Source organism: Mesorhizobium sp. M5C.F.Ca.IN.020.32.2.1 (assembly GCF_004023105.1).
Lineage (GTDB): Bacteria > Pseudomonadota > Alphaproteobacteria > Rhizobiales > Rhizobiaceae > Mesorhizobium > Mesorhizobium wenxiniae.
On record NZ_RZSX01001273.1, the window covers coordinates 1 to 1253 of the forward strand.

The window sequence follows — 1253 nt, forward strand, 5'->3', positions numbered from 1 at the left end:
GCCGACCATGTCTACGAACGGTGCGGAACTTGGCTGCGCGAACACACTCGCGACAAGGTACGATTTGAGGTGCTTTTCAACGAACTGGTCACATATGGGTTTCGGAGGAATCTCTATGGTCTGCGATGGTGGGGGCTGTCCCTAAACGCGATCGTGGTGGCTATCTGCTTATGGCTTTTGTATCGGCCGGACGCCTCGGTCTCGCTCGCCGAGGCCATCGAATCCGGCCTGTTTCCAGTCTTCGTGGTGGCGGCAATACACGCGATAGGGTTCGGCCTTTGGGTGACTAGGGGGGCGGTTATCGACGCTGCAAAGCAATACGCACGACAGCTGATCCTGAGTTGTGAGGGGCTGATGGTCGCGGCTGTTAGCTGACGGGGCGATAGATCGAATTTCCGCCGAGGTTTATCAAGGAGCAGTGCGATGTCGGTCGTGAAGAGCTTCGCCGTTGGGGCTGGCGATATGTGCTACATTAGGCATGGTAGTGACAACTTCACCATCATCGATTGCGACCTCAGCGATGAGAACGCGGATCGAATTATTGACGAGCTGCGGCGAGCTTCAGCTGACAAGGGCGTCAGCCGGTTTATATCCACGCACCCCGATGAGGATCACTTCGGCGGCATCCATTTGCTCGACGACGCGATGCCGATCCTTAATTTCTACGTGGTAAAGAACCAGGCCATCAAGGATGTCGAAACGGAATCCTTTACCCGTTACTGCCAGCTTCGCGATAGCGAGAAGGCGTTCCACATCTATAAAGGCTGTTCCCGGAAATGGATGAACGATAAAGACGACGAACGCGGATCCGCCGGCATAAATGTGCTTTGGCCGGACCTATCAAATGCCTATTTCAAAGAGGCGATGGCATCCTGTAACGCGGGGGAGAGCTACAACAACGTCTCGGCCGTTATCCGGTACAGCATCAAAGATGGCCCCAGCTTCCTTTGGCTGGGTGACCTCGAAACCGAATTTATGGAGAGCATCTCAGACAGCATCAATCTTCCCAAGACGACGGTCGTGTTTGCAGCCCATCATGGGCGCAATTCCGGCAAAATACCCAACTCTTGGCTCGAAAAATTGGACCCGCAGATAATCGTGATCGGCGAGGCGCCGTCGAGGCATCTGAACTACTACACCGGATATAAAACAATCACGCAGAATATGGCCGGCGATATCACTATGCATTGTGAGGGAAACAAAGTTCATTTCTATTCTTCAAACCTGAACTACTGGCATAAGGGGCTGAAAGA

At 53.5% G+C, this 1253-nt stretch carries 1 protein-coding gene and 1 pseudogene; both read left to right on the plus strand.

All coding sequences use genetic code 11. From position 1 onward, the window contains the following. A pseudogene (locus EOA86_RS39125) lies at positions 1-375 on the plus strand (hypothetical protein); the annotation flags it as partial. Between the two features lie 48 nt (positions 376-423). Beyond that, positions 424-1253, plus strand: an 830-nt coding sequence (locus tag EOA86_RS35140; protein ID WP_128345680.1) for a hypothetical protein, incomplete at its 3' end; no start/stop codon positions are given.